At 71.4% G+C, this 23,715-nt stretch carries 17 protein-coding genes and 1 pseudogene; 10 read left to right on the plus strand and 8 right to left on the minus strand.

From position 1 onward, the window contains the following. The 5 genes and pseudogenes from NT132_RS06520 to NT132_RS06540 all read right to left on the minus strand — a co-directional run. Positions 1–953: pseudogene (locus NT132_RS06520) on the minus strand (transglutaminase domain-containing protein); the annotation flags it as partial. Continuing rightward, positions 950–2,308, minus strand: coding sequence for a DUF58 domain-containing protein (locus NT132_RS06525; protein WP_297786601.1), 1,359 nt, complete (start codon positions 2,306–2,308; stop codon positions 950–952). The pseudogene NT132_RS06520 and the gene NT132_RS06525, both read right to left, overlap by 4 nt. Next, positions 2,305–3,270 carry a MoxR family ATPase gene (locus NT132_RS06530; RefSeq protein WP_297786604.1) on the minus strand — a complete coding sequence of 322 codons (966 nt, stop codon included), beginning with the start codon at positions 3,268–3,270 and terminating at the stop codon, positions 2,305–2,307. The genes NT132_RS06525 and NT132_RS06530 overlap by 4 nt, the downstream gene beginning before the upstream one ends. Next, on the minus strand, positions 3,267–9,224 hold the full coding sequence (locus tag NT132_RS06535; protein ID WP_297786607.1) for an Ig-like domain-containing protein: 5,958 nt from the start codon (positions 9,222–9,224) through the stop codon (positions 3,267–3,269). The genes NT132_RS06530 and NT132_RS06535 overlap by 4 nt, the downstream gene beginning before the upstream one ends. Before the next feature lie 2 nt (positions 9,225–9,226). Then, complete coding sequence (locus NT132_RS06540) at positions 9,227–10,363, minus strand: serine/threonine-protein kinase (RefSeq protein WP_297786610.1); 1,137 nt, start codon at positions 10,361–10,363, stop codon at positions 9,227–9,229. Between the two features lie 146 nt (positions 10,364–10,509). Between NT132_RS06540 and NT132_RS06545 the strand changes: the two genes are divergently transcribed. Then, positions 10,510–12,330, plus strand: coding sequence for a DUF255 domain-containing protein (locus tag NT132_RS06545; RefSeq protein ID WP_297786614.1), 1,821 nt, complete (start codon positions 10,510–10,512; stop codon positions 12,328–12,330). A gap of 23 nt (positions 12,331–12,353) precedes the next feature. Continuing rightward, positions 12,354–12,869: a MarR family transcriptional regulator gene (locus NT132_RS06550; RefSeq protein WP_297786617.1), complete on the plus strand. Its 516-nt coding sequence runs from the start codon at positions 12,354–12,356 to the stop codon at positions 12,867–12,869. Between the two features lie 33 nt (positions 12,870–12,902). On the opposite strand, the gene NT132_RS06555 is transcribed toward NT132_RS06550, so the two are convergent. After that, complete coding sequence (locus NT132_RS06555) at positions 12,903–14,489, minus strand: phospholipid carrier-dependent glycosyltransferase (protein ID WP_297786621.1); 1,587 nt, start codon at positions 14,487–14,489, stop codon at positions 12,903–12,905. Positions 14,490–14,511: 22 nt separating this feature from the next. Between NT132_RS06555 and rsmI the strand changes: the two genes are divergently transcribed. From rsmI to NT132_RS06575, 4 genes are all read left to right on the plus strand, one after another. Further along, the gene (gene rsmI, locus NT132_RS06560) at positions 14,512–15,330 is read left to right on the plus strand and encodes a 16S rRNA (cytidine(1402)-2'-O)-methyltransferase (protein WP_297786624.1); all 819 of its coding nucleotides are present in this window, start codon (positions 14,512–14,514) and stop codon (positions 15,328–15,330) included. An 819-nt stretch (positions 15,331–16,149) separates the two neighbouring features. Further along, positions 16,150–16,659: a metalloregulator ArsR/SmtB family transcription factor gene (locus NT132_RS06565; protein WP_297786628.1), complete on the plus strand. Its 510-nt coding sequence runs from the start codon at positions 16,150–16,152 to the stop codon at positions 16,657–16,659. A 51-nt stretch (positions 16,660–16,710) separates the two neighbouring features. Next, positions 16,711–18,285, plus strand: coding sequence for a methionine--tRNA ligase (gene metG / locus NT132_RS06570; protein WP_297786631.1), 1,575 nt, complete (start codon positions 16,711–16,713; stop codon positions 18,283–18,285). Between the two features lie 136 nt (positions 18,286–18,421). Next, positions 18,422–19,330 carry a TatD family hydrolase gene (locus tag NT132_RS06575; protein WP_297786636.1) on the plus strand — a complete coding sequence of 303 codons (909 nt, stop codon included), beginning with the start codon at positions 18,422–18,424 and terminating at the stop codon, positions 19,328–19,330. 15 nt (positions 19,331–19,345) lie between these two features. Here the strand turns inward: NT132_RS06575 and NT132_RS06580 are convergent, their stop codons facing one another. After that, positions 19,346–20,224, minus strand: a complete 879-nt coding sequence (locus tag NT132_RS06580) for an A/G-specific adenine glycosylase (RefSeq protein WP_297786639.1) — start codon at positions 20,222–20,224, stop codon at positions 19,346–19,348. A 36-nt stretch (positions 20,225–20,260) separates the two neighbouring features. On the opposite strand from NT132_RS06580, the gene truB reads away from it, so the two are divergent. Genes truB through NT132_RS06600 form a run of 4 tightly spaced genes read left to right on the plus strand, consistent with a single transcriptional unit; the run spans position 20,261 to position 22,960 of the window. Next, positions 20,261–21,166: a tRNA pseudouridine(55) synthase TruB gene (gene truB / locus NT132_RS06585; RefSeq protein WP_297786642.1), complete on the plus strand. Its 906-nt coding sequence runs from the start codon at positions 20,261–20,263 to the stop codon at positions 21,164–21,166. Further along, a complete protein-coding gene (locus NT132_RS06590; RefSeq protein WP_297786644.1) occupies positions 21,163–21,531 on the plus strand; it encodes a hypothetical protein in 369 nt (122 codons plus the stop codon). The genes truB and NT132_RS06590 overlap by 4 nt, the downstream gene beginning before the upstream one ends. Positions 21,532–21,560: 29 nt before the next feature. Further along, a complete protein-coding gene (locus NT132_RS06595; protein ID WP_297786646.1) occupies positions 21,561–22,013 on the plus strand; it encodes a hypothetical protein in 453 nt (150 codons plus the stop codon). After that, positions 22,010–22,960, plus strand: coding sequence for a bifunctional riboflavin kinase/FAD synthetase (locus NT132_RS06600; RefSeq protein ID WP_297786662.1), 951 nt, complete (start codon positions 22,010–22,012; stop codon positions 22,958–22,960). Before NT132_RS06595 ends, NT132_RS06600 begins: the two co-directional genes overlap by 4 nt. 42 nt (positions 22,961–23,002) lie before the next feature. Here the strand turns inward: NT132_RS06600 and deoC are convergent, their stop codons facing one another. Continuing rightward, on the minus strand, positions 23,003–23,581 hold the full coding sequence (deoC, locus tag NT132_RS06605; protein ID WP_297786649.1) for a deoxyribose-phosphate aldolase: 579 nt from the start codon (positions 23,579–23,581) through the stop codon (positions 23,003–23,005). Positions 23,582–23,715 lie beyond the last annotated feature (134 nt).

Here is a 23,715-nt window from a genome sequence, read left to right on the forward strand (position 1 = left end):
AGCACCGCGTCGTAGGTGTCGTCGCTGAACGCGGCACGGTAGTCGGTGAGGGGGCTGAGCTCCTCGCGGACCCGGATCTGCGGGTCGATGTCGGTGCGGAGCACGTCGCGGGTGGCGCCGGCGAGGGCCGCGGGGGCCAGGGCCAGGCCGGCCACGAGGGCGATCAGTGCCATGGCGGCACCGGCCAGCAGCCGGGTGGCGACGGTGCGACGGGCGCGAGCCGGGGCACGGACGCCGGTGGCGTCGCGGGCGGTGCGGAGGGCCGCGCGGCGCGTGTACACCGCACGCCACAGGTACCAGGCCATGGCCACGGCGACGGCGGCGACACCGGTGGCGGCCTCCAGCGTTCCCGGCAGCGTCCACGGGCCGAGGTGGGCGGTGCCGGTGACGGCGCTCGATCCGAACACGACGCCGAAGACGAACACCGTGAGGGCGAGCGGGGCGCCGAGCGCCCAGGCGCGGGTACCCCGCAGCACGAGGGAGAGGGCGAGGACCCCGGCCACCAGCAACAGCAGATAGACCGGCGCGAGCGTCGCCTGGTAGACCCCGAGCGGCAGATCCAGGGTCAGAAGGTTCTTCCACCCGGTCGCGGGCGCGGTGAGCACCGACACGAACATGCCGGGCAGGGTCTGCAGGTCGGTGAGGGCGGTAGGGGCGGCCAGCGGCACACCGCCCACGAGGTAGACCCCGGCGGTGACGGCGGCCACCAGCCAGGCGGGCCAGCGTCGCCGGGCGCCGACGATCGCGATGGCTGTCGCGAGCGCGATGGCGACCGCCGCCATGGCGAACAGCCACGGGTGCCGGAACACCGGCCACCAGGCGGCGACGCCGATCGCGAGGAGCGCGTCGAGGAAGGCGACATCGCCGATCGTGGCGATCAGCTCGGTGCGGGAGCGCGCCCGGCTGCGCACCGCGCGGGTGCGGCGCAGCGGCGGGCCGGCGGGGACGCTCACGATTGCGCGCTCCGCGCGAGGATGTGCCGCAGGTCTTCGAGCAGGCCGATGGTGACGACGCTCGCCCCGCCGATCGTGCGGTACGAGGGTTCGGCGGCCGGATCGCAGACGAGCGCGGCGACCCCCACATCCGGCGGGAACGACAGTGCCGCGTGCTGCAGCGTCCGAAGCGTCGGGACGGATCCGCACACCAAGAACCCGATCGACACGTCGCGGTGCGTCTCGACCGCGAGCGCGGCTGCGGCGCCGAGGGAGGTGACGTGCTCGGCCCGGTCGAGGCCGGCGAGGTCATCGAGCAGGGTCCGGCTGGTGATCGTGGTGAGGTCCCGCGAGGTGCGGACAGCGCGCCGGGCGAACTCCGGCACCTCGCCGCCGACGACGATCGACACGTCCCGGCCGTCGCGGATGCCACGCACACCGATCGAGCCGACGGCGCTGACGGCGAGCTCGAACTGCTCTTCGTCGGCGTACTCGTCCTCGGCGACGGCGAGGACGACGACCATCCGGGACCGGCGGGATTCCTCGTACTGGCGCACCATGAGCGTGCCGGTCTTGGCGGTCGATTTCCAGTGGATCTGCCGCTGCGAGTCGCCCGGTGCGTACTCGCGGATCGCGTGGAAGGAGATATCGGAGTCCACGACGAGGGTCGACGGGTTGCCTTCGAGATCCCGCACGAACCCGGTCGCGGTGCTGGGGATCGAGGTCGTCACCGGGTGGATGTACAGCGTGTGCACGTCCTCCCAGGCGATCTCCCGGCGGAGGATGCCGAGCGGATCGCCGCGGACGGTGCGGGCAGGCCCCACGTCGATGATGCCGCGCTGGGCGGCGGGGATGTCGATGATCTGATCGTGTGCGGCGCCCTTCCGCAGCAGCGGCACCGCGACATCCACCAGGCCATCGCCCACCGGCACGTCGACGCGCCCGGGGAGGGCCACCGCGGAGCCGACGTTGACGACGCGGAGCCGGGCGGTGACCGCATCCCCGGCCACGACTCGGTCGTGAGCGAGTTCCAGCGTGACGTCGTACGCCCGGGCGCTGAACAGGAACGGCACCGCGCACACGAGCAGGACGGCGGCGATGATCCCGGCGACGGCGAACTCGATCCATCCGAACGGCAGCCCGGCCCCGAGTCCCACGGCGGCGACGGCGATGAGCAGCCAGCCCGCGGGCGTGACGGTCGATGCGATCGCCGTCCACGACCGCGCCGCCGAGCGACGTACCCGGCGCCAGAACCGGATGCCGCCGACGACGATGACCGTCGTCTGCCGCGACGTGTCGTAGCGGGTGCGGGTATGCGTGGACGTCGAGGTCGACCCGCTGGTGCGGGTGTGGCGCGAGGAGGTGTCGGTGCTCACACGGATTCTCGCTGACTGGGCGGCGTGACATCGAGCATGACCTGGCCGATCACCGCCCCGGCGGTGACCCCGTCGAACTCCGCCTCCGGGTCGAGGATGAGCCGGTGCGCGAGGACGGGCTCGGCTAGCGCCTTCACATCGTCCGGGGTGACGTATCCGCGCCCGTGCGCCGCGGCCCACGCGCGTGAGGCGCGGGTGAGGGCCAGCGCGCCGCGGACGCTGACGCCCAGGCGCACTTGCGCCGCGTGCCGGGTGGCGTCGACGATGCGCGAGATGTAGTCCAGCACAAGCGGGTTCAGGTACACCGAACGCGCGAACGCGGACATCGCGACGACCGCGTCGGGGGCGACGACCGGGTTCACCTCGCGGCGCACCTGCGCGGAGCCCTCGAGGATGCGGACGGTCGCGGCGTGATCGGGGTAGCCGAGCGAGGTCTTCAGCAGGAACCGGTCGAGCTGTGCCTCGGGCAGCCGATACGTGCCGGCCTGCTCCACCGGGTTCTGGGTGGCGACGACGAGGAAGGGGGCACCGACCGGCCGAGTCACACCATCGACCGTCACCTGGCCCTCCTCCATGACCTCGAGGAGCGCCGACTGCGTCTTGGGGCTCGCCCGGTTGATCTCGTCGGCCAGCACGATGTTCGAGAAGATCGGGCCCGGGTGGAATTCGAACTCGCCGCGCTTCTGGTCGTACACCGTGATGCCGGTCACATCCCCGGGCAGCAGGTCGGGGGTGAACTGGATGCGGTTGCTCGTGCCCTGCACCGACTGGCCCATGGCCCGCGCGAGCGACGTCTTGCCCGTCCCCGGGAAGTCCTCCAGCAGCAGGTGTCCCTCGGCGAGCATCGCGGTGAACGCCAGCTCGATCACGTGACGCTTGCCCAGCACGACCTGCTCGACGTTCTCCACGAGCGCCTTGAACGTCTCCTGGAACCACGCGGTCTGCTCGGGGGTGATGGTCATGGGTTGGTTCCTCCGGTGTTGGTGGGCGTGGGCTCCGGGTCGTCGACGGTGCCGGAGCAGTTCTGGTAGCTGAGGCTGAAGGTGTCGACCCCGTATTGCGCGCCGCCGGTCGTCTTCCAGGTGAACGTCACGTCGGCGGACACGTAGCGCGCCTTCGCCGGCACCTGGGTGGGGTCTGCGTCGGAAGCGAGGATGATCGGCAGGTAGTACTTGTCGAAGTACTGCACGCTCGCGCCGTCGACTCCGACCGTTCCCAGTCCGCCGCCGCCGGGCTGCTGTCCCAGCGTGCCCGTCAGCCGCCCACCGGCGACGCACTGCAGGGCCGCATCGTAGAGCCGTGCCTGGATGGCCTGCGCCGGATCGGCGGCGGTGACCGTCGTGGCCGCACCGCATCGGGACTGCTGGGAGCCGTAGACGCAGTACTTGGCGGTCATGGAGCCCTCGGCGCCGATGGCGGGCTGCCAGCCGCTGATCACCGTCTCGAAACCCGGCTTGTTCGGCACGCTCGGGCGGGTGGCGGTGAACGTGACCGTCCCGCCGCGGGAGTCGCGGTCCATGCCGTAGGTGGCGGTGGCGGGGGCGGCAGGCGGTTCCCACGCCCAGCCGATCGCGGTGCCGGCCTTGGCGAAGCCGAAGCCGTTGCTGACGCACGCGCCGAGCGCGTACTTGGTGTTCTCATTCAGTCCGCTGATGGTGGTGGTGTTCGAGGTCACCCCGCCCGACGCCGAGACCAGGGTGCCCTCCGCATCCACCTGGCACGAGTAGTCGCCGCCCTCGCCGAACGCGACGTAGATGATCTTGGTGGGCCGCGCGCTGCCGTTGGGGTTGATCCCGGGCGAGGTCACCGTGATGGAGTTCTTCGCCTCGCCCGCCACGGTGACGGCACCCGTCGTGGGAAGCCCCGCGACGGTCACGCCCTTCGACACGGTCGCCCCGACGGAGCCGCTGCCGTCCGGGGCCGCATTCGCACTGTTGGGGGTGACGGTGACCGTCTGCGATCCGACCGGCAGCGTCACGACGACCTCCGTCGTCTCGCCGGGGGAGCGGGTCACCTCGGTCGACGCGCCGGTGACGGTGTACGACTTCACCTCGGGGTCGGCGTTCGCGATCCGGATGCGGACGGCGCCGCTGTCGAGTGTGGTCCGCCGCGCGTCGTACACCGGCTCGACCGTCACGTCGCCGAGGACCGGCGGACGGTACGCCCATGCCTTCACCGCGACGCCGGTGCGGGACTCGCCGGTGGCGTTGAAGGCCCGCGCCTCGTAGGTGCGCTGCTGCCCGTTCGCGTCGACCGTGAACGGCTGGCAGGCACCGGATGCGTCGCAGTTCGTGACCAGACGCGCCCCGTCGTAGACGTGGAAGCCCTGCAGCGCCGGGTAGGCGTTGGCGGCGGGACCGGGGTCGACCCGCAGCGTGATGGACCGGTCGGCGAAGGCGCTCTGCACCACGCTGTTGGGCGGCTTCGGGAAGCCCTGCAGGTCGAGGGTCACCTGGCCGTTGCGGTCACCGCTGGATTGGCGGCCCTGGGCGTCCTCCACGGTGAATCCGACGGTGCAGCGGGTGCCGTCCGCATCCGGCGACCACGAGGCCTGGAGGGCGGTGGCGCTGGCGACCGAGAAGCTGACGCCGGTGCAGACGCCGCCGGAGGTGGCGCCGACCGCGACGAGACGCAGCGGCGTCCCGGGTAGCGGGTTCACCTCGCCGGGCTGACCGATGACGGTGATGGTGCAGCCGCTGCCGGTGGCCTGGCTGCATTGCTGCGTCAGGGTGGCACCCTTGGGAAGCGTCGAGGGCGCGGGACCGACGGTCAGCTGCAGCGTGACGGGGGCGACATCGGAGTGACTGGGCAGGGTGACGGTGACCGGTTCCTGGCGCCCGGGGCGTGACGCATCCTTCGCCGTCACCGTCACCGTGGTGCCCTCCTGCACGACGGTGAACTGGTCGCCGACGTACGACAGCGCGTAGCGCAGCGACGCCCAGTCCTCGGTACCGGCCCAGCTGGTCATGTCGGTCAGGTCGTAGGTGGCGGAGGCTCCCGGGCTCACGGTCAGTGCCGCGGCGCGGAGTTCGGGCTGCGGGTCCTCCGCGATGACCCGCACTTGCACCGCGAGATACGTGTAGAGGTCCTGGCCCTCCAGCCGCACCGGGACGGTGCACGAGTCGCTCCACGGCGAGCCCGCACCTGCGGTGTAGCGCACGACGGTGCCGGAGACGATCTCGCAGGTGGCCTCGGCGCGGGCGCCACCGACCGCGAGCTTGGTGCCGACCTCGATCGTCGCGCGCGGCGGGAGCGCCACGGCCTTGGCCATGTCCCACTCCACGCTCTGGCGCTCGTTGACGTCCACGGAGGCGGCGGAAGCGCGCAGCGTCAGCTGCAGGTCATTGGTACCGGGCACCCGGAGGAAGCCGTAGGAGGTCACCTCGGTGCCGTCGAACGTGGTTCCCGTCACCTCGAACGGGATGAGGAGGGTCTCGTCCGGCACGGCGCCCGCGATGCGGCCGCCGCTCGCCGTGACACCGGCGGGCGGGTCGCCCCACAGGGTCAGCGAGAGAGCGTCCGGATCGCCGGCGTTCCATGACACCTTGCCGTCGAGTACGTCGACGCCGGACGGGAAGTCCTTGCGCGTCTCGACGGTGAGGGTGGTGTCGCGGACCACGGGGTAATCGGGCACCGGGTCGCGCACCACCTTCAGCACGATGAGGCCGATGGCGGTGTCGCCGAAGGCGTTTCGCACCGTGTAGGCGAACGAGTAGGTGCCGAGCTCGGTGCCCGCGCGTAGCGTCACCTCGCCGTCCTCGGAGACGTCGCCCAGCATGCTCTCCAGATGGTCGTACTCCGCGGTGCCGACCTCGGCGTTGGGACGTACGTCGATGACCTCGAGGTCGCCGCCCGCGGGGTCGATGTCGTTATCGGCCGGGTAGACGCGGGCCTCGCCCTCGGCACCGACCTGTACCTGCAGGTAGTCGCTGTAGGTGACCGGGGCGGGATCGGACTCGGAATCGAGCACGCCCACGCGCACCTCGCCGGTGCCGGTGGATCCCTGGGTGTCACGCACCTGGTACGTGAACGACACCTGCCCGCTGTCGCCGGGAGCGCTGGTGTAGAGGATGGCATCGCCCGTCGCGGAGACGGCGGCGGAGCCACGGGCGGGCTGGGTCGCGATGCGGTCGAGTGCCACGCTGTCGCCATCCGGGTCGACCGCGAACCGGTCGAACGGGATCGATACCGTCGAACCGCTGAGCACCCGGCCAATGAGGGTGCGGGGGAGCGGCGCGGAGTTCGACTCGTCCGAGATGACGGTGATCGTCACCCGCGCGGTGTCGGTCATGTCCGGGAACCCGAGCCGGTAGATCGTGTATCCCACGGTGTAGGTGCCGGCCTCGTCGGGGGCGAGATAGCGCAGCAGCCGGCCGGTCGCGAATGCCAGACCGGCGCCGTCGTCGTTCGTGATCGTGGACGGGTCGATGGAGAACTGCGCACCGGCGGGCGCCGTGTCGTTCTGCAGCACCGGGATGTCGATCTGGGCTCCGACGCGGACGGTGACCGCGTCGTCCACGGCGATCGGGGGTTCCGCGATCGCGGCGGGCAGGAGCACGACCGTGACCTCGCCCATCGCGGTGGTGTATCCGTTGCCGGTGCCGTCGGAGACGGTGTACCGGACGACGCCCAGCACGCCCGGCTGGCCGGAGTCGGTGGTGCCCGCCACACGCAGCATGCTCTCGCCCACGAGATCCACGGACAGGGATGCGGCGGCATCCGGTTCGATGCGCACGTCGCTGGCGAGCAGCACGAGACCCGCGGGATTCGTCACCGCCGAGATCACATCGATCGTGGCGTCCTCGCCGGGGCGGACGAACGCGGTCAGCGGCGGGGTCGAGATCTGCGTCTGCGCCGCATCCACCAGCGTCACGCGCACCGTGCCGGCGGCCTCGGCGACATCGTCGGCGACGACGTACTGCAGCACGTAGCTGCCGGCCGCGCCCCCGGTGAAGACGAAGCTGCCGGCCAGGCTGTTGACGACGATGTCGCCACTGGCATCCTCGATCGCGGTGGCGGAGCGGATGGCGACGCCGCCGTGCGCGCCGGTGACGTGCGCCTGCACGTCGACGGTCAACGGCTGGCCGACCGATCCGATGACCGCGAACGACTCGGCGGTCAGCTGCGGGGACGGGGTGACGGCGATGTCGAGCTGCGCGGGCGTGGACAGGCCGCGCGCGTCGGACACCGAGATCGCGATCGGGATGCTCTGCGCCTGGGCTTCGTTGGGGTTCGGATGCTGGAAGGTGACCGTGCCCTGCGGGTCGAGGGCGAGCGAGCCGATACCGGACTGGTTCACCGCGGAGGAGACGTAGATCGGGTCGCCCTCGGGATCGACCCACCCCTCGCGGACGTCGACGGTGACGGTGCCGCCCGGGACGACCTCCGGGGTCGGCCACGTGGCCAGGCAGCCCTCTACACCGCACCACACCGGTGCGGTGTTCACGTCGTCCGCCGCGACCGTGAGGGTCACGGTCGCCGGTTCCGACAGCAGTCCGGCGGCGCTCGTGCCGTCGGTGGCGCGATAGCGGAACGTCGCGGAGCCGGTGGCGCCGGCGGCCACCTGTACGACGAGCTCCTGCTGCTCGTTCGTGGTGACGACCGTGCCGAAGCCGGGGTCGAGTCCTTCGACGGATGCCAGCAGCACCGGCACCACGACTGAGCGGCCCGCGCGGACCCCGAATGCATCGTCGACTGCGACCGGCGGCTTCGGGTCGACGACCCGCTCCGCCGTGACGTCCTCCTGCTGCACCGTGGGCTGTTCCGCGTCGACGTCCCACTGCTGGGACGAGGGGACGAGTTTGCCGTCGGGCAGGGTCCACACCCAGCCCGAACGGGTCTCGTTGAGGATCATCCGCGAGCCGTTGCTGAGGAAGGAGGGGGAGATGTCGTCGCCGAGCTCGCCGTCTGCGTAGTCCAGGTCGGTGTCCCCGCCCGTCGAGGTCCACAGCGTCCCGGACGGACCGGTCTGCGGCAGCCAGGCCGCGTAGACCACGTCATCGAGGATTGCGGGAGCTGCGGGGATGCCGCGGGCCGCTCCCTCGGCGGTCACGCGGCGGGCGCCGGATCCGTCCAGCGGCACCGCGAACAGCCCGGTGCCGTCCGCGAGGTACACGGTGTCTCCCGAGGTCGAGGGCTGCTGCAGCACCCCGCCCACGGCGCCCGACTCGACCGGGTCGGCGGAGCCGCGAACCCAGACGTCGCCGGAGTCGGCGGCGAGCATCGCCCAGCGACCCGCCACCGCGGTGAGCTGCACGTCTTCGGTGGGGCCGTCAGCGACCTCGTCGGAACCGCGCACCTCACCGCTGACCGCATCCGCCCGGATCACCCGGCCCTCTTCGGCGGAGTAGGCGTAGACCACGCCGTCCTCGTCGACCGTGATGGCGCTGGCCACGAACGTGCGACGATCCTCCGCCTCCGGGTCGTCATCGGCGTAGGGGTCGATCGCGACGGCAGCGTCCCCGCTGTCGAGCGAGGAGCCGTAGACCGCGCCGCGATCGGTGAGGTACGCGATGTGCGTGCCGGCGGAGGCGACGGCGACGGTGCCCGCCGGAGTGTTGTGGAACGCCTCGTCCTCATCGCTGTCAAGGTCCGCGGGGATGGCGGTGTTCACCTCCGCGAATCGGGTGTCACCGTCGGCGTAGACGAACAGCTCGTTCGCGTGCTGCACGATCCCGCTCGGGCTCGCCACCCGCTTGACCGTGTCGAGCTCGCCGAGCACCGTGTTCACCCGGGCGTATCGCCGACCGTCCCCGGCCTGCAGCGCCCAGATGGTGCCGTCGTCGGGCGGGGTCTGCTGCGCGTCGAAGCCGGGCCAGACCACCGCGATCACGGCCACCGCGGCCACGGTGGCGGTGATGGCGGCCGCGACGATCCACGGTCGCCGTGCGCGTGGCTCGTCCCGCTGGTTCGCCATGTTCAGCCGCCCCCCACGACGAGGAGGGTGACCGTGACGGCGGCGACGACGAGGATGGCCGCGAGGACCACCGCGATCGCGACGGTGCGGGTGCGCCGGGGGCGACCGGGGTCCGCGCCGGCGAGGACGGTGCCCTCATCGGGGCGGCGGCCCCCGGTGCTGCGGGAGCGGGCGGGGCGTCGTGACGAGTACTGCACGGCGGGGCGCACCGGCCCCCGCATCCGGTCGTCGTCGAAGGACACCGGGGTCCCGGCGGCCGCCCACTCGTCGACAGCCACCTCCATCGGGGTGTGCGGCAGGCCGAGCTCGTGCTGCACCAGCTGCAGCTCGTAGGCGAGCTGCGCGGCGGACGACTGGCGCGCAGCCGGGTCGCGGCTCATGGACCGCTGCAGCACCGCCTCGAGGCTCGGCGGGACATCGCCCCGCCCGGTCGGCGTGTAGGCGGCGCGACGGATGCGGGCCTTCAGCTGATCGCGGGAGTTGCGGCCGCTGCCGTCGCGTTCGAACGGGCTCCGGCCGGCGAGCAGCGAGTACAGCGTCGCCCCGAGGCTCCACACCTCGGCGGCGACGGAGCCGGCGACCTTCTCGTCGATGATCTCCGGTGCGCTCCACGGCACGGACATGGCGAACACTTCGTCCTCGCCCCGGCCGGAGACCGAGGAGGCAATCCCGAAGTCGGAGAGCACCGGGGCGCCGAACGCGGTGATGAGGATGTTGGAGGGCTTGATGTCGCGGTGCAGCAGCCCGGAACGGTGCGCGGTCTCCAGTGCCGAACCGATCCGCACGCCTACCTGCAGCACTTCCGCCACCGGGATCTCCTCCCGCCGGTATCGGGAGGTGAGCGACGTGGGGCAGTACTCCATCACGATGTAGGGACGACCGTCGGAGGAGATGCTCGCCTGATAGATGGTGAGGATCGACGGATGCGCGGACAGCCGGGCCATGACGTCGGCCTCGGCGTTGAACATCCGCAGCAGCCCGTCGTCGACGAGGTCCTCGAGCAGCACCTTCACCGCGACCGGCCGACGGGGCATGTCCTGCTCGAACAGGAACACGTCGGCGAAGCCACCCGTGCCCAACGGTCGGACATAGGAGAAGCCGGGAAGCACCGGGGGCGCAGCGGGCAGTCTCTGAGCCACCCCGCCTCCTCCACCGTGCCTTGAGCGTGTGCCTGGAGCGCACGACCGCATCACGGAAAGCCGGCCTTCCGCCCACCTTTCCTATCACAGCGGTTCCGTCCTCCCGGACGGGTTGTGTATGAACGCGGGAGGCTTACCGTGGGGGCGTGACGAACGCGCTGTCCGACTCCGCCAGCCCCTACCTCCGCGCGCACGCCGGGAACCCGGTCGCCTGGCGGCCGTGGGGGGAGGAGGCGTTCGCCGAGGCGCGGCGCCGGGACGTGCCGGTCATGATCTCGATCGGCTACTCCACCTGCCACTGGTGCCACGTCATGGCGCGGGAATCGTTCCAAGACGAAGCCACCGCCGCGCAGCTGAACACGGGATTCGTGTCGGTCAAGGTCGACCGGGAGGAGCACCCCGACGTCGACCGGGCGTACCTGTCCGCGGCCGCCGCATTCACGCCGCAGCTCGGGTGGCCCCTCACCGTGTTCACGACTCCGGACGGGGCGGCCTTCTTCGCGGGCACCTACTGGCCCCCGGCCGCCCGGGGCGGCCTGCCCGGTTTCCGCGATGTCCTCGCCGCCGTGACCGAGGCATGGACCGAGCGGCGCGCACAGGTGCAGGACACCTCGACCGCGCTGCGGGCGGCGCTCGCGGAAGCTGCCCGCACCACCGCGGGACCGGTGCCCGACGCGGCGCGGATCGTCGCGGCGGCGCGGGACCTCGCCGGCCTGGAGGACCGCGAGTACGGCGGCTTCGCCGCATCCGGCGCCCCGATCACGACACCGAAGTTCCCGACGGTCCCGGCCCTCCGGTTCCTCCGCTCGCCGCTCGTGGTGGCGGAGGCGCCGGAGGCTGCCGCGGTCGCCGAGCGAGCCCTCCGTGCGATGGCGGCGTCGCCCCTGCGTGACGCCCTCGACGGCGGGTTCTTCCGCTACGCCACCCGGCGGGACTGGACGGTGCCGCACTATGAGCGGATGCTGACCGACAACGCGGGCCTCCTGGAGCTTGCGGTCGAGCTCGGCGAGGTCGGGATCGCTCGCGGCGTCGCCGGGTTCCTGCGGGAGGTGCTGGAGCGACCCGAGGGCGGGTTCGCGGCCGCGCAGGACTCGGAGTCGTGGATCGACGGCGAGCGCAGTGAGGGCGGCTGGTATGCCCGGGATGCGGCGGAGCGGGCGAGGCTCGAGCCCCCTGCGCTCGACGGGAAGGTGGTGACCGGGTGGAATGGGCTGGCGGTCTCTGCCCTCGCCCGGTTCGGCGCGATGACCGGCGATGACACCGCTGTCGGGGCGGCGCGCCGCGCGGTCGACGCCGTCATGGGCGCGAACGTCGCTGCGGACGGGTCGCTGCGGCGCGCCTCGCTCGATGAGATCGTCTCGCCCGCACCCGCGACCCTTGCGGACGTGGGCCTGCTGGCGGCCGGGATGCTCGACCTCGCCGCCGTCACCGGAGAGGTGGTCTACGCCGAGCAGGCGCGCGACCTTGTGGACGCGGCGGCGGAGGTGACGGGGGACCCGGCGTTGACGGCGCTCGGCGTGCCCGCAGGCGAGGAGTCCGACGGTGATCAGCCCGGCGGCACCGCCGCGCTCGCCGGGGCCGCGCTGCGACTGTGGTGGTTCGGCGCGGGGGAGTCCTATCGGGAGCGGGCGGAGGAACTCGTCGGACGGGTGGCGCCGCGCGCCCTCGCCGAACCGGCCGCGCAGGGGGCGGTGCTGCGCGTCGTGGCGGAGTTGGCCCGCCCGCCCCGGCAGATCGTGGTCGTCGCGGCGGCGACGGAGCGGCCGATGCGGGAAGCGGCGCGGCAGGTGCAAGCCGATGTCGTCGCCGTCGCCACAGCGGACCAGGTGCGCGCGTTCGCGGCCGCCGGATTCACCCTTTTCGACGACCGTGAGCTCCGCGACGGCTCCGCCACGGCCTACGACTGCCGCGGGTTCGTCTGCCGCCTGCCCACGACGGACCCCGGCGCGCTGGCGCCGCGGGCGTGAGAGGCAGCCCTATCATCGAACCCATGCCCGAAGGGACCGAGACCGGCAGCGGCTACTGGTATGCCGACACTGCCGACGCCCGTCATCGCCGGGCGGTCGAGCTGCTGCAGACCTTCCGTGTGTACCGCGCGGCCGAGGTGGCGATGCGCCGTCGCACTCGCGAGGCGATGGGAATGGGCGAAAACGACCTGCTCGTGCTCCGTTACCTGCTGAAGGCGCAGCGCGAAGGGCGCTCCGTGCCGCCCGGCGAGCTGGCGCGCTACCTCGGGGTGTCCACCGCATCCATGACCGCGGTCGTCGACCGCTTGGAGCGGTCCGGGCACGTCCGGCGGGAACGCCATCTCAGTGACCGGCGCAGCATCTACGTCGTCCCGACGCGCGGCACCGATGAGGAGGTGCGCCAGACCCTCGGGGCCATGCACGAACGAATGCTGGCTGCCGTCGCGGACATGACGCCGGAGGAGACGCGCATCGTGATCGACACCCTCACCCGGCTGCAGGCCGCGGTCGACGGGGTTCAGCCGGAGGACGCGCCGTAGCTGGCGTGCGGCTCGTCGCTCGCTCCCGGCCGATCAGATCCAGGTGGGCAGCCAGTTGTGCAGCCGCCAGAACAGGTACGGCACGGGCGTCGCGGTCCACACCGGGTACCAGAACGCCGAGACCAGGGTGGCGACGATGAGGAAGGCCCACACCACCCGCTGGCCGGCGAGCCGCCGGTCCGCGTCCGCGCTGCCGGCGATCTCGCGGGCAGCCAGCGCGATCGCGATGACCAGGAACGGCAGAACCGCGATCGTGTAGAACTGGAAGATCGTGCGCTCGGGATACAGCAGCCACGGCACGTAGGTGGCGGCGAGGCCGGTCAGGACGAACGCGTACGTGGCCCGGCGGGTGCGGATGAAGCGGTACAGCAGGAACAGCGCGGCGGCCACGCCCGCCCACCAGATCAGCGGGTTCGGGATGCTGGAAACTGCCTGCACCGTGTCGCCGTCCTGCTGCCAGTACATCGAGGTGGGGCGGACCAGGAGCGGCCACTGCCAGGCCGGGCTCTGATAGCTGTGCGGTGTCGAGAGCCCGACGTGGAACCGGTAGACCGCCTGGTGGAAGCGCCACAGGCTCTGTAGCGACACCGGCACCCAGGACCAGAACCCGGTCGCGGGCGACAGGTCGGCGCTGTGGCGGTCGTAGCCGCCGTCGGAGAGCAGCCACGGCGCCCACGTGGACAGGTAGACCACGAAGGCGGTGGGTACGAGCAGCACGAAGGCGACGAGACCCTGGCGGATCGCATCCGCCGGCCACAGGGTGACGCGCAGCCGGCGCCGGGTCACCGCATCGGTGATCACGACGTACAGCCCGAGCGCGGCGAGCGCGTACAGGCCGGACCATTTCACCCCCGTGGCGGCGCCCGCGGCGGCTCCCGCGGCGATCAGCCATGGTCGGTTCCATCGCAGCGGTCCCCACCAGCGGGGAGCGTCGCCAGCAGCGAGCGCCGCCTCGAGCCGGTCGGTGTGCCGGCGCTGGTCGAGGAGCACGAACCAGAACGCCAGCAGCACGAAGAACGCGAGGAACACGTCGAGCAGCGCGACCCGGCTGAGCACGATCCCCAGACCGTCGATCGCGAGGAGGAACGCGGCGAGGGTCGCGACCGGGGTCGAGCGGGTGAGGGTCTTGGTGACGAGGTAGACCAGCAGCACCAGAGCGGTGCCGAACAGCGCGGTCATGATGCGCCAGCCGAAGGGGTCGCCCGCGCCGAACACCCAGAGTCCGATGCCGATCAGCCACTTCCCGAGCATCGGGTGCACGGAGAAGCTCGCCTGAGGGGTGAAGACGTCGGTGTCACCGTTCGCGAAGGAGGCGTCCGCATCCTTCGGCCACTCGGCGGTGTATCCCAGGTTCCACTGCGTCCAGGCGTCCTTGACGTAGTAGGTCTCATCGAAGATGAGGGTGCCCGGGTGCCCGAGACCGATCAGACGCAGCACGCCGGCGAGGAGGGTGACGAGGATGGGCGCCCAGATGTCGACACGGCGGGCGAGGGCGGGCTGGGAGTGGACCCGGCCCATCCAGCGGTCGTAGCGGGAGTGGCGCTGACCGGGCAGCAGCGACCGGGAGTCACGCAGCGACGACCGCGTCTCGGGCAGCAACGGCTGAATGCTCGCGGTCACGCGCCCAGCCTATGCTGGCCGGGTGATCATCCTCGCGGCGACGCCTATCGGCAATCTGGGTGACGCCTCGCGCCGCCTGGTGGAGGCGCTGGAGAACGCCACCGTGGTGGCCGCGGAGGACACCCGCACGACGCAGCGCCTGCTCGCGGGCCTGAAGGTCACCAACCGGCCTCGGCTCGTCGCCCTGCACGACCACAACGAAAAGCAGCGCGCCGCCGAGCTCGTCGCCCTCGCCGCCACCGAGGACGTCCTCGTGGTCAGCGACGCCGGCATGCCGACCGTGAGTGACCCCGGGTACGGGCTCGTCGCGGAGGCGGCCGCCCAGGGCGTGACCGTCACCGCCATCCCCGGCCCGTCCGCCGTCGTGACCGCGCTCGCCGTCTCGGGCCTGCCGACCGACCGCTTCGCGTTCGAGGGGTTCCTCCCGCGGAAGGGCTCCGACCGCCGCGCCGCGGCGACGGCGCTCGCCGGGGAGCGGCGCACCCTCGTCTTCTTCGAGAGCCCGTCACGGCTCGCCGCATCCCTCGCGGATCTCGCGGTCGGCTTCGGCGCCGACCGCCGCGCCGCCGTGTGCCGCGAGCTGACGAAGCTGCATGAAGAGGTGCGTCGCGGCACGCTCGCCGAACTCGCCGAGTGGGCGGCGGAGGGCGTGCGGGGCGAGATCGTCGTCGTCGTCGCCGGTGCCGAGGCGCGCGTGGTGGCGTTCCCGGATGCGGTGACCCAGGTGCTCGAGCTCACCCGTGCCGGCGTGCGCCTCAAAGATGCTGCCGGCGAGGTGTCGGCCCACACCGGTCACTCCTCGCGGGAGCTGTACCAGGCCGCGCTCGCCGTCCGCGGCTGAGGGTCGCGCTGCCTCGCTGACGCGACGGGCGGCCGGTCGCGCATGGCGGGTGAGGGTGCGCTCTGCAGGGTGCACTCTGCGCTTCGAGCGGTGCGCCTGCGTCGTGCGCTTCGCGGGGTGTGCCTGCATCGTGCGCTTCGCGGGGTGTGCCTGCGTCGTGCGCTTCGCGGGGTGTGCGGAGCGGGATGCGGGTGGGGGCGGGGCGCGGGTGCGCGGTGGAGGTGGGGCGCGGGTGCGCGGTGGAGTGGGGCGCGGGTGCGCGGTATGCGGTGAAGGCGGGGCGCGATATGCCGCACCGTTCGATCACCTCGCATGGTTTCCATATCCGCGTTGAACTCTCTGCTCACACAGGTGGTGAGCTTTCTGCTCGGACAGGTGGTGAACTTTCTGCTCAGAGAGGTGGTGAACTGCTCACACGCGGGGTGAACTCTTTGCTCACACCCGGGGTGAACTCTTTGCTCACAGCCGTGGTGAACTCTTTGCTCACCCGTGTTGAACCTCTGCTCGCACCGCTGTTGAACATCCTGCTCACACAGGTGTCGAACTGTCTGCCCAAGAGAGGACCGCCCTGTCGCTGCCAGGCGCGAGGCCGTGATCGCAGCTGTGTGAGCAAAAGGTTGAATGCCGTTTCCGAGGCCTCTTCACGATCGGCCGAGCGGGGTCGTCCACCGCCGGGACCGCTCGCACCGGACGGAACTGGCCCGCACCCGGGGGAACCGACCCGCACCCGGCGGAACCGGTCGCCACGGGGACCCCCATGCGAAATCGGGAGAGTGGAGGAACGGCGGGCGTGTCGGCGGCCCGGCGTACCGTCACGGCATGTTCGACCGACTGCCCGACCGCGAAGAGAGCGGTATCCGCTGGAGTCTCGGCCTTGCGCCGCGAGACGTCGACGTCTTCGCCGCGATGGGCGACCCGGCGCGGCGCCGTCTCGTCGACATCCTCGCCAGCGGCGAACACACCGCCGGCCAGCTCGCCGCCGCCGTGGGCGCCGAATTCGCGATCAGTCGCACCGCCGTGTCCAAGCATCTCCGCCTGCTCCGGGACGCCGGCATGGTGGACGTGCGCGCCGAGGAGCAATGGCGCTGGTACTACCTCACCGACGAGGGCCTGCGGCGTCTCGAGCACGCGGTCGCTCACCTCCGCGCCAAGTTCGAGGCGGGGTTCGGGTGGGATACGGGTCAGGGCGCCCGCCGTGATCCGTTGCGTGGCATCCCCGAATATCGTCGCCCGGTGCGGCGCAAGGGACCGGGCCGGGATCTCGGTCTCGGCCGCCGTGGCTCGCAAACCGAGCCACCCATCGCGGGCGAGCCCCCGGCCGGGCTGTAACGGAACCCGGCCCTGCCCGGTGACCCCCACCCGCCCGCCTAGAATCGACGGGTGAGCAACGGCCGTTCCTTCTACATCACGACGCCGATCTACTACCCGAGCGATGTGCCTCACATCGGCCACGGGTACACGACGGTCGCCGTGGACACGCTCGCGCGCTGGCATCGCCAGTCGGGAGACGACACCTGGATGCTGACCGGCACCGACGAGCACGGCCAGAAGATGCTGCGCGCCGCCGCGGCGAACGGCGTGACCCCGCAGGAATGGGTCGACAAGCTCGTCGGCGAGGCGTGGTTCCCGCTACTGACCACGCTCGACGTCTCCAACGACGACTTCATTCGCACCACCCAGGAGCGCCACGAAGAGGGCGTCAGGCGGTTCGTGCAGGCCATCTACGACCGCGGGTACATCTACGCCGGCGAGTACGAGGCGCTCTACTGCGTCGGCTGCGAGGAGTTCAAGCCCGAGGCGGAGATCGCCGACGGCACGGGGGAGTTCGAGGGCCTCAAGGTCTGCGCCATCCACTCCAAGCCCCTCGAACTGCTGCAGGAGAAGAACTACTTCTTCAAGCTCAGCGAGTTCGCCGAGCCGCTGCTGAAGCTGTACCGCGAGCGTCCCGACTTCATCCGCCCGGAGTCCGCCCGCAACGAGGTCATCTCGTTCGTGCGGTCGGGCCTGAAGGACCTCTCGATCTCTCGCAGCGCATTCGACTGGGGCATCAAGGTGCCGTGGGACGACACGCACGTCATCTATGTGTGGGTCGACGCCCTGCTCAACTACGCCACCGCTGTCGGCTACGGCGTCGACCCGGAGCAGTTCGAACGCCGCTGGCCCGCCTATCACGTCGTCGGCAAAGACATCCTGCGCTTCCACGCCGTCATCTGGCCCGCCATGCTCATGGCCGCGGGCCTCGAGGTGCCGCGCGGCGTGTTCGCGCACGGCTGGCTGCTCGTCGGCGGCGAGAAGATGTCGAAGTCCAAGCTCACCGGCATCGCGCCCACCGAGATCACTGATGTGTTCGGTTCGGACGCGTACCGGTTCTACTTCCTCTCCGCGATCGCGTTCGGGCAGGACGGCTCGTTCTCCTGGGAGGACCTCGCCGCCCGCTACCAGGCCGAGCTCGCCAACGGCTTCGGCAACCTCGCCTCCCGCACGGTCGCGATGATCGAGCGCTACTACGAGGGCATCGTGCCGCCGCCCGCTGCGTACACCGAGGCCGATCTCGCGATCCAGCGGGTCGTCGCAGATGCCGTGACGACGGCGGATGCGGCGGTGGAGCGCTTCCGCATCGACGAGGCCATCGCCTCCATCTGGACGATCGTCGACGCTCTGAACGGCTACATCACCGAGCACGAGCCATGGGCGCTGGCCAAGGACGAGGCCGAGCGCGAGCGGCTCGGCACCGTGCTGTACACGGCCGCCGAGGGTCTGCGTGCCCTCACCGTGCTGCTGTCGCCGGTCATGCCGATCGCCACCGAGAAGCTCTGGATCGCGCTCGGCGCCGCCGAATCGATCGGCCGGCTCGACGAGCAGCCCCTGCGCGAGGCCGGGCAGTGGGGTGCGCTTCGCCCCGGCAGCTCGGTCAACGGCCTCAGCCCCCTGTTCCCGCGGATCGAGAACGCCTGATCCGACCCGGCATGTCCCGAAATATGCGGAACATGTCCCACTTTCTGTCGCTATGACCCCCTCATAGCGACAGAAAATGGGACACGGTGGCGATGTCGGCGCGGCAGGTGGCGAAGGTGACAGAAAGGATGCTGCGGTGAGTGGACCCGGCCAGGACGACCGTCCGACTGACCCGAGCCAGTACGTGCGTCAGCGGGAGAAGGGCGCCCGGGACGTGTCCTATCCGCCCGCTCCCGAGCCGCTCGCGGTCTCGGTCTACGACAACCACTGCCACCTCGAGATCGAGGACGGTGAGGCGGCGATGTCACTCGACGTGCAGCTCGATCGCGCGCTCGAGGTCGGTATCGCCGGTGTCGTGCAGGCCGGCGGTGACATCGAGTCCAGCAGGTGGTCGGCATGGGCGGCCGCATCCCACCCCCGGGTGCTGGCCGCTGTCGCCATCCACCCGAATGAGGCGCCGCTCTACGACGCCGCCGGACGGCTCGACGAAGCGATCGCCGTCATAGACGAACTCGCGGCGCAGCCACGGGTGCGCGCGATCGGGGAGACCGGGCTCGACTTCTTCCGCACCGACGAGGACGGGCTGCCGGCGCAGTTCACGAGCTTCGAGGCGCACATCGATCTGGCCAAGAAGCACGGGATTGCGATGCAGATTCACGACCGCGACGCCCACGACGCCGTGCTCGAGACCCTCGCGCGGGTCGGCGCACCCGACCGCACCGTGTTCCACTGCTTCTCCGGCGACGCCGACATGGCCCGGATCGCCGCAGACCGCGGCTACTACCTCTCCTTCGCCGGCAACGTGACGTTCAAGAACGCGCAGAATCTCCGCGACGCGCTCGCGATCACCCCGCTCGATCGCATCCTCGTCGAGACGGATGCGCCGTTCCTCACGCCCACGCCGTTCCGCGGTCGCCCCAACGCGCCCTATCTCGTCCCGGTCACCGTTCGGTTCCTCGCCGCCGAACGGGGGATCGACGTCGACGAGTTCTCCGCGCAGCTCGCCGCGAACACCGTCGAGGTCTACGGGTCGTTCCAGAACTGAGCACCCTGGCCGAGCTCAGTGCGGCAGCCGCAGCATCCCGTCGATCGCCTCGGCGAGGCCGTCCGCGATGAGCGAGTCGATCGCCCGATCCCGCTGCCGCACGTCCGGCCAGTCCGCGATCACGGCGTCCGTGGGCGCGGCATGGTCGGGCGCATGCCGCAGCATCCGGAGCACGGCTCCGCGTGCCTGCCGGTCGCTGCCCTCGTACCGGGCCTGTCGTCTTCGGGTATCGCCCGTGTCCGGGTAGCCTGCTGCCCGCCACGCGCACGTATGCGCCAGCGGGCATGCGTCGCAGCGCGGGACGCGGGCGGTACAGACCATCGCGCCGAGCTCCATCATCGCGGCGTTGAACAGGGTGGCATCCTCGCGGTCCTCCGGAAGCAGCTCCGCCATCGCCTCCAGGTCGCGGCGAGCGGGCGGGCCGGGCTGCGACCTGCCCTCGACCGCGCGGGCGATGACGCGGCGGGTGTTCGTGTCGACGACCGGATGCCGGTCGCCGTACGCGAACACCGCGACGGCCCGCGCCGTGTAGTCGCCTATGCCGGTGAGGGCGAGGAGCGCCGGAACGTCCCGTGGGACGACACCGTCGTGGCGGTCGCGGATCTCGACCGCGGCGCGGTGGAGCCAGAGAGCGCGCCGGGGATAGCCGAGGTTCGCCCACCGGCGCACCGCGTCGGCCGGCGGAGCGGCGGCCAGATCGCTCGGCGTGGGCCACGCGGTCAGCCATTCCCGCAGGCGCGGGATCACCCGCGTCACCGGGGTCTGCTGCAGCATGAACTCGCTCACCAGCACCCCCCAGGCGCCGAAACCCGGCTCCCGCCACGGCAGGGGACGCGCCGCATCCCGGAACCACTCCTGCAGCGCGACGGCGTCGAGGGCGGGGGCAGCGGGCACCGAACCAGCGTAGGCGCAGCCCGTAGGCTGGAAAGCATGCCCGCATCCGACCCGACCGGTGTCCTCCTCGTCGACAAGCCGGGCGGCATCACCAGTCACGACGTCGTCGCCCGCGCGCGGAAGGCGCTCGGCACCCGCAAGGTCGGCCACGCCGGAACGCTCGACCCGATGGCGACCGGGCTGCTGATCCTCGGCGTCGGGCCTGCCACACGGCTGCTGACCTACATCGTCGGGCTCGACAAGACGTATCTCGCGACCATCCGGCTCGGCGCTGACACGACGACCGACGACGCCGAGGGCGAGATCCTCGAGACCGCGGATGCGGCCGGCCTCGCCGCGGTCGAGGACACCGCCGTCGCTGCGGGCATCGCGCGGCTCACCGGCGAGATCGAGCAGGTGCCGAGCACGGTGTCGGCCATCAAGGTCGCCGGACGTCGCGCGTACGACCTCGCCCGCGCGGGGGAGCAGGTCGAGCTGAAGTCCCGGCGCGTCACCGTCTCGCGCTTCGAGGTGCTCGCCGCGCGCCGGAGCGCGGCGGCGATCGATCTCGACGTGGTGGTGGACTGCTCCAGCGGCACGTACATCCGCGCGCTCGCCCGCGACCTGGGCCGTGACCTGCGCGTCGGCGGTCATCTGACGGCACTGCGGCGAACCCGCATCGGCGCCTTTGACGTTCAGAGCGCCTGCGGCATCGACGGCATCGACGCCACCCGGCTGCAGACCCCGGCGGATGTGGCCGCTCGCGTGCTGCCCGCCCTCGCCGTCGACGCGGCTCAGGCCCGCGATCTGCGGCAGGGCAAGCGTCTTCCCGGTCTCGGAGCCACCCTGCCGGGGCCCCAGACTGCGGCCATCGACCCCGACGGCGCGCTCGTGGGCATCGTGGAACGACGCGGCGACGACGTGCGCAGCGTGATGAACATGCCGGAGGAGCAGCGCTCATGATCTTGTGGTTCACCCTGGTGCAGGTCGGCATCGCCGCCGTCGGCGGACTTCTGTGCATCGTGCTGGGCCTCGCCGGGCGCCGGCCGAGCGATCTGTCCGTGGGGGTGCTGGCCCTCGTCGAACTCCTCCTCATCGCCCAGGTCGTCATCGCCATCGTCGCGCCCGGGGCGGGCAACCCGCCCCGGGGCAATCCGCTGGAGTTCTGGGTGTACCTCGTCTCCGCCCTGATCGTGCCGCCGGCCGGCGTCGCCTGGGCGCTGGTCGAGCGCAGCCGGTGGAGCACCGTCGTCCTCGGCGTCGCGGCGCTGGCCGTCGCGGTGATGGTGTGGCGCATGGAGGTCATCTGGACCGTGCAGATCGGCTGATCCGCACGAGAACTAGGATGGATACCGTCATGACCACCGCCCCTCGCCGCCGCCGGATCACCGGCGCCGCCCGCGTCCTCGTCGTCGTCTACGGCATCATGGCGCTGGCCGCGACCGGGCGCTCCTTCGTGCAGATCGTGAGCGAGTTCGACCAGGCGCCGCTTGCCTACGGACTCTCTGCCGGTGCCGCCGTGGTGTACATCCTCGCGACGCTCGCGCTCGTCTTCTCCGAGTCGATCGCCTGGTACCGCGTCGCCTGGGTCGCCATCGGCTTCGAGCTCGTCGGCGTGCTCGTGGTCGGCACCCTGAGCATCGTGCTGCCCGACCTGTTCCAGCATCCGACGGTCTGGTCGCTGTACGGCGACGGCTACCTCTTCATCCCCCTCGTTCTCCCGCTGTTCGGCCTGCGGTGGCTGTGGACCCACCGACCCGGACGCACCGCCGACCTTGTCGAGCCCGTCGCATCGCGGTCCACATGGTGACCGTCTTCCGCCGTCCGGAGGACGTCCCGGACGGTTTCGGCCCCTCCGTCGTCGCGATCGGCAAGTTCGATGGCGTGCACGCCGGTCACCGCGCCGTGATCGAACGCGCGCAGGTGGACGCCGCATCCCGCGACGCCGCGGTCGTCGCCGTCACGTTCGACCGGAACCCCCTCGCGCTGCTCCGCCCCGAGCTGTGCCCGCCGAGCCTCATCGGCGTCACCCAGAAGGTGCGCCTGCTGGCCGAGACCGGCGTCGACGCCGTGCTCGTGCTGACCTTCGACCACGCTCTCGCGGCGCTGTCGCCGGAGGAGTTCGTGGCGCGGGTGCTCCGCCCGCTCGACACCCGGACCGTGCTCGTGGGCCACGACTTCCGCTTCGGCGCCGGCGGTGTCGGCACCCCCGACACGCTGACCGCCCTCGGCGACCGCGCGGGGTTCCGCGTCGCCGTCGTTGACGATGTGCGCGCCATCGACGAGGGCCGTCGCGTGTCGTCCACCTGGATTCGGGAGCTCATGGCCGAGGGCGACGTCGAGCGTTCGACGCGCTTGCTCGGCCGCGCCCCGTCGGTGTGGGGCGAGGTCGTGCACGGGCTCAAGCGCGGCCGCGAGCTCGGCTACCCCACCGCGAACCTGTCGCCCGACCTGGAAGGGTTCCTTCCCGCCGACGGCGTCTACGCCGGATGGCTGGTGGACGAGGATGCGGGACTGCGGCCCGGCAACAGGTACCCGGCCGCGATCAGCGTGGGCACGAACCCGACGTTCGACGATGTACCGGTGCGTCAGGTCGAGGCGTACGTGCTGGACGAGACCGATCTCGACCTCTACGGTCATCACGTCGAGGTGCAGTTCGCCCACCGGGTGCGTCCGATGGTCGCCTTCGACGGGGTCGACGCGCTGACGCTGCAGATCGCCGACGACGTCGCGAAGGTGCGCGCCGCACTCACCTGAGACCGCCGCGCCGGTCCGGAGACGGGCGCGGCGGCGGCGGCGTCAGTACGACGTGGTGTCGACGGCGCCGGACGCGTCGCCGCCGGCGAGTAGGGTGCGCAGCTCGCCGAGGATGGTGGCGCTGCCGCTCGTGCCGAGACGCGTGGCGCCGGCGTCGAGCATCTCGAGCGCTGTGGCGAGGCTCCGGACGCCGCCGGATGCCTTCACCTGGACGCCGGGACCCACGTTCTCGCGCATGATCCGCACGTGCTCGACCGTCGCACCGCCGCCGGCGAAACCGGTGGAGGTCTTCACGAAGTCCGCGCCGCCCGCCCCGGCGAGGCGGCTGCCGCGGGCGATCTGCTCATCGTCGAGGTAAGCGGTCTCGAGGATCACCTTGGTGATCAGGGAGCCCGAGGCCTCGGTCACGGCGCGGATGTCCTCGACGACCGCGTCGTCGAGCCCGGAGCGCAGCCAGCCGACCTGCGACTTCACGGTCGCTTGGCGGTGCGAGGTGCCGAGGTAGGACTGCCAGACACCGGCGAGGGCGGTGACCTGCTCCTGTCGGACCTTTGACGGCCCTGAGCCGAAACGACCGTCAGCGGGTAGAAGATCTGCAGGGATGAGGATTGGATCGGTCACGTGGATTCTCCGGGGTGTGAAGGTAAGGACGATGCAGGATTTCAGGGGGTGGGAGAGTAGCCCGTCGGTGCGACCATGACCGGGTCCCAGCCGGGGACGTCCTCTGGTCTTCGCGGAGCTGGTCCGACGTAGCG

Source organism: Microbacterium sp. (assembly GCF_026393345.1).
Classification (GTDB): Bacteria; Actinomycetota; Actinomycetes; order Actinomycetales; family Microbacteriaceae; genus Microbacterium.

What these genes read in the sequence shown, in the direction of transcription:
- NT132_RS06565 (WP_297786628.1), top strand. Translation starts at nt 16,150, where the DNA reads ATGTTCGACCGACTGCCCGACCGCGAAGAGAGCGGTATCCGCTGGAGT.
- NT132_RS06530 (WP_297786604.1), bottom strand. Translation starts at nt 3,270, where the DNA reads ATGACCATCACCCCCGAGCAGACCGCGTGGTTCCAGGAGACGTTCAAG.
- NT132_RS06550 (WP_297786617.1), top strand. Translation starts at nt 12,354, where the DNA reads ATGCCCGAAGGGACCGAGACCGGCAGCGGCTACTGGTATGCCGACACT.
- truB (WP_297786642.1), top strand. Translation starts at nt 20,261, where the DNA reads ATGCCCGCATCCGACCCGACCGGTGTCCTCCTCGTCGACAAGCCGGGC.
- NT132_RS06595 (WP_297786646.1), top strand. Translation starts at nt 21,561, where the DNA reads ATGACCACCGCCCCTCGCCGCCGCCGGATCACCGGCGCCGCCCGCGTC.
- NT132_RS06590 (WP_297786644.1), top strand. Translation starts at nt 21,163, where the DNA reads ATGATCTTGTGGTTCACCCTGGTGCAGGTCGGCATCGCCGCCGTCGGC.
- NT132_RS06535 (WP_297786607.1), bottom strand. Translation starts at nt 9,224, where the DNA reads ATGGCGAACCAGCGGGACGAGCCACGCGCACGGCGACCGTGGATCGTC.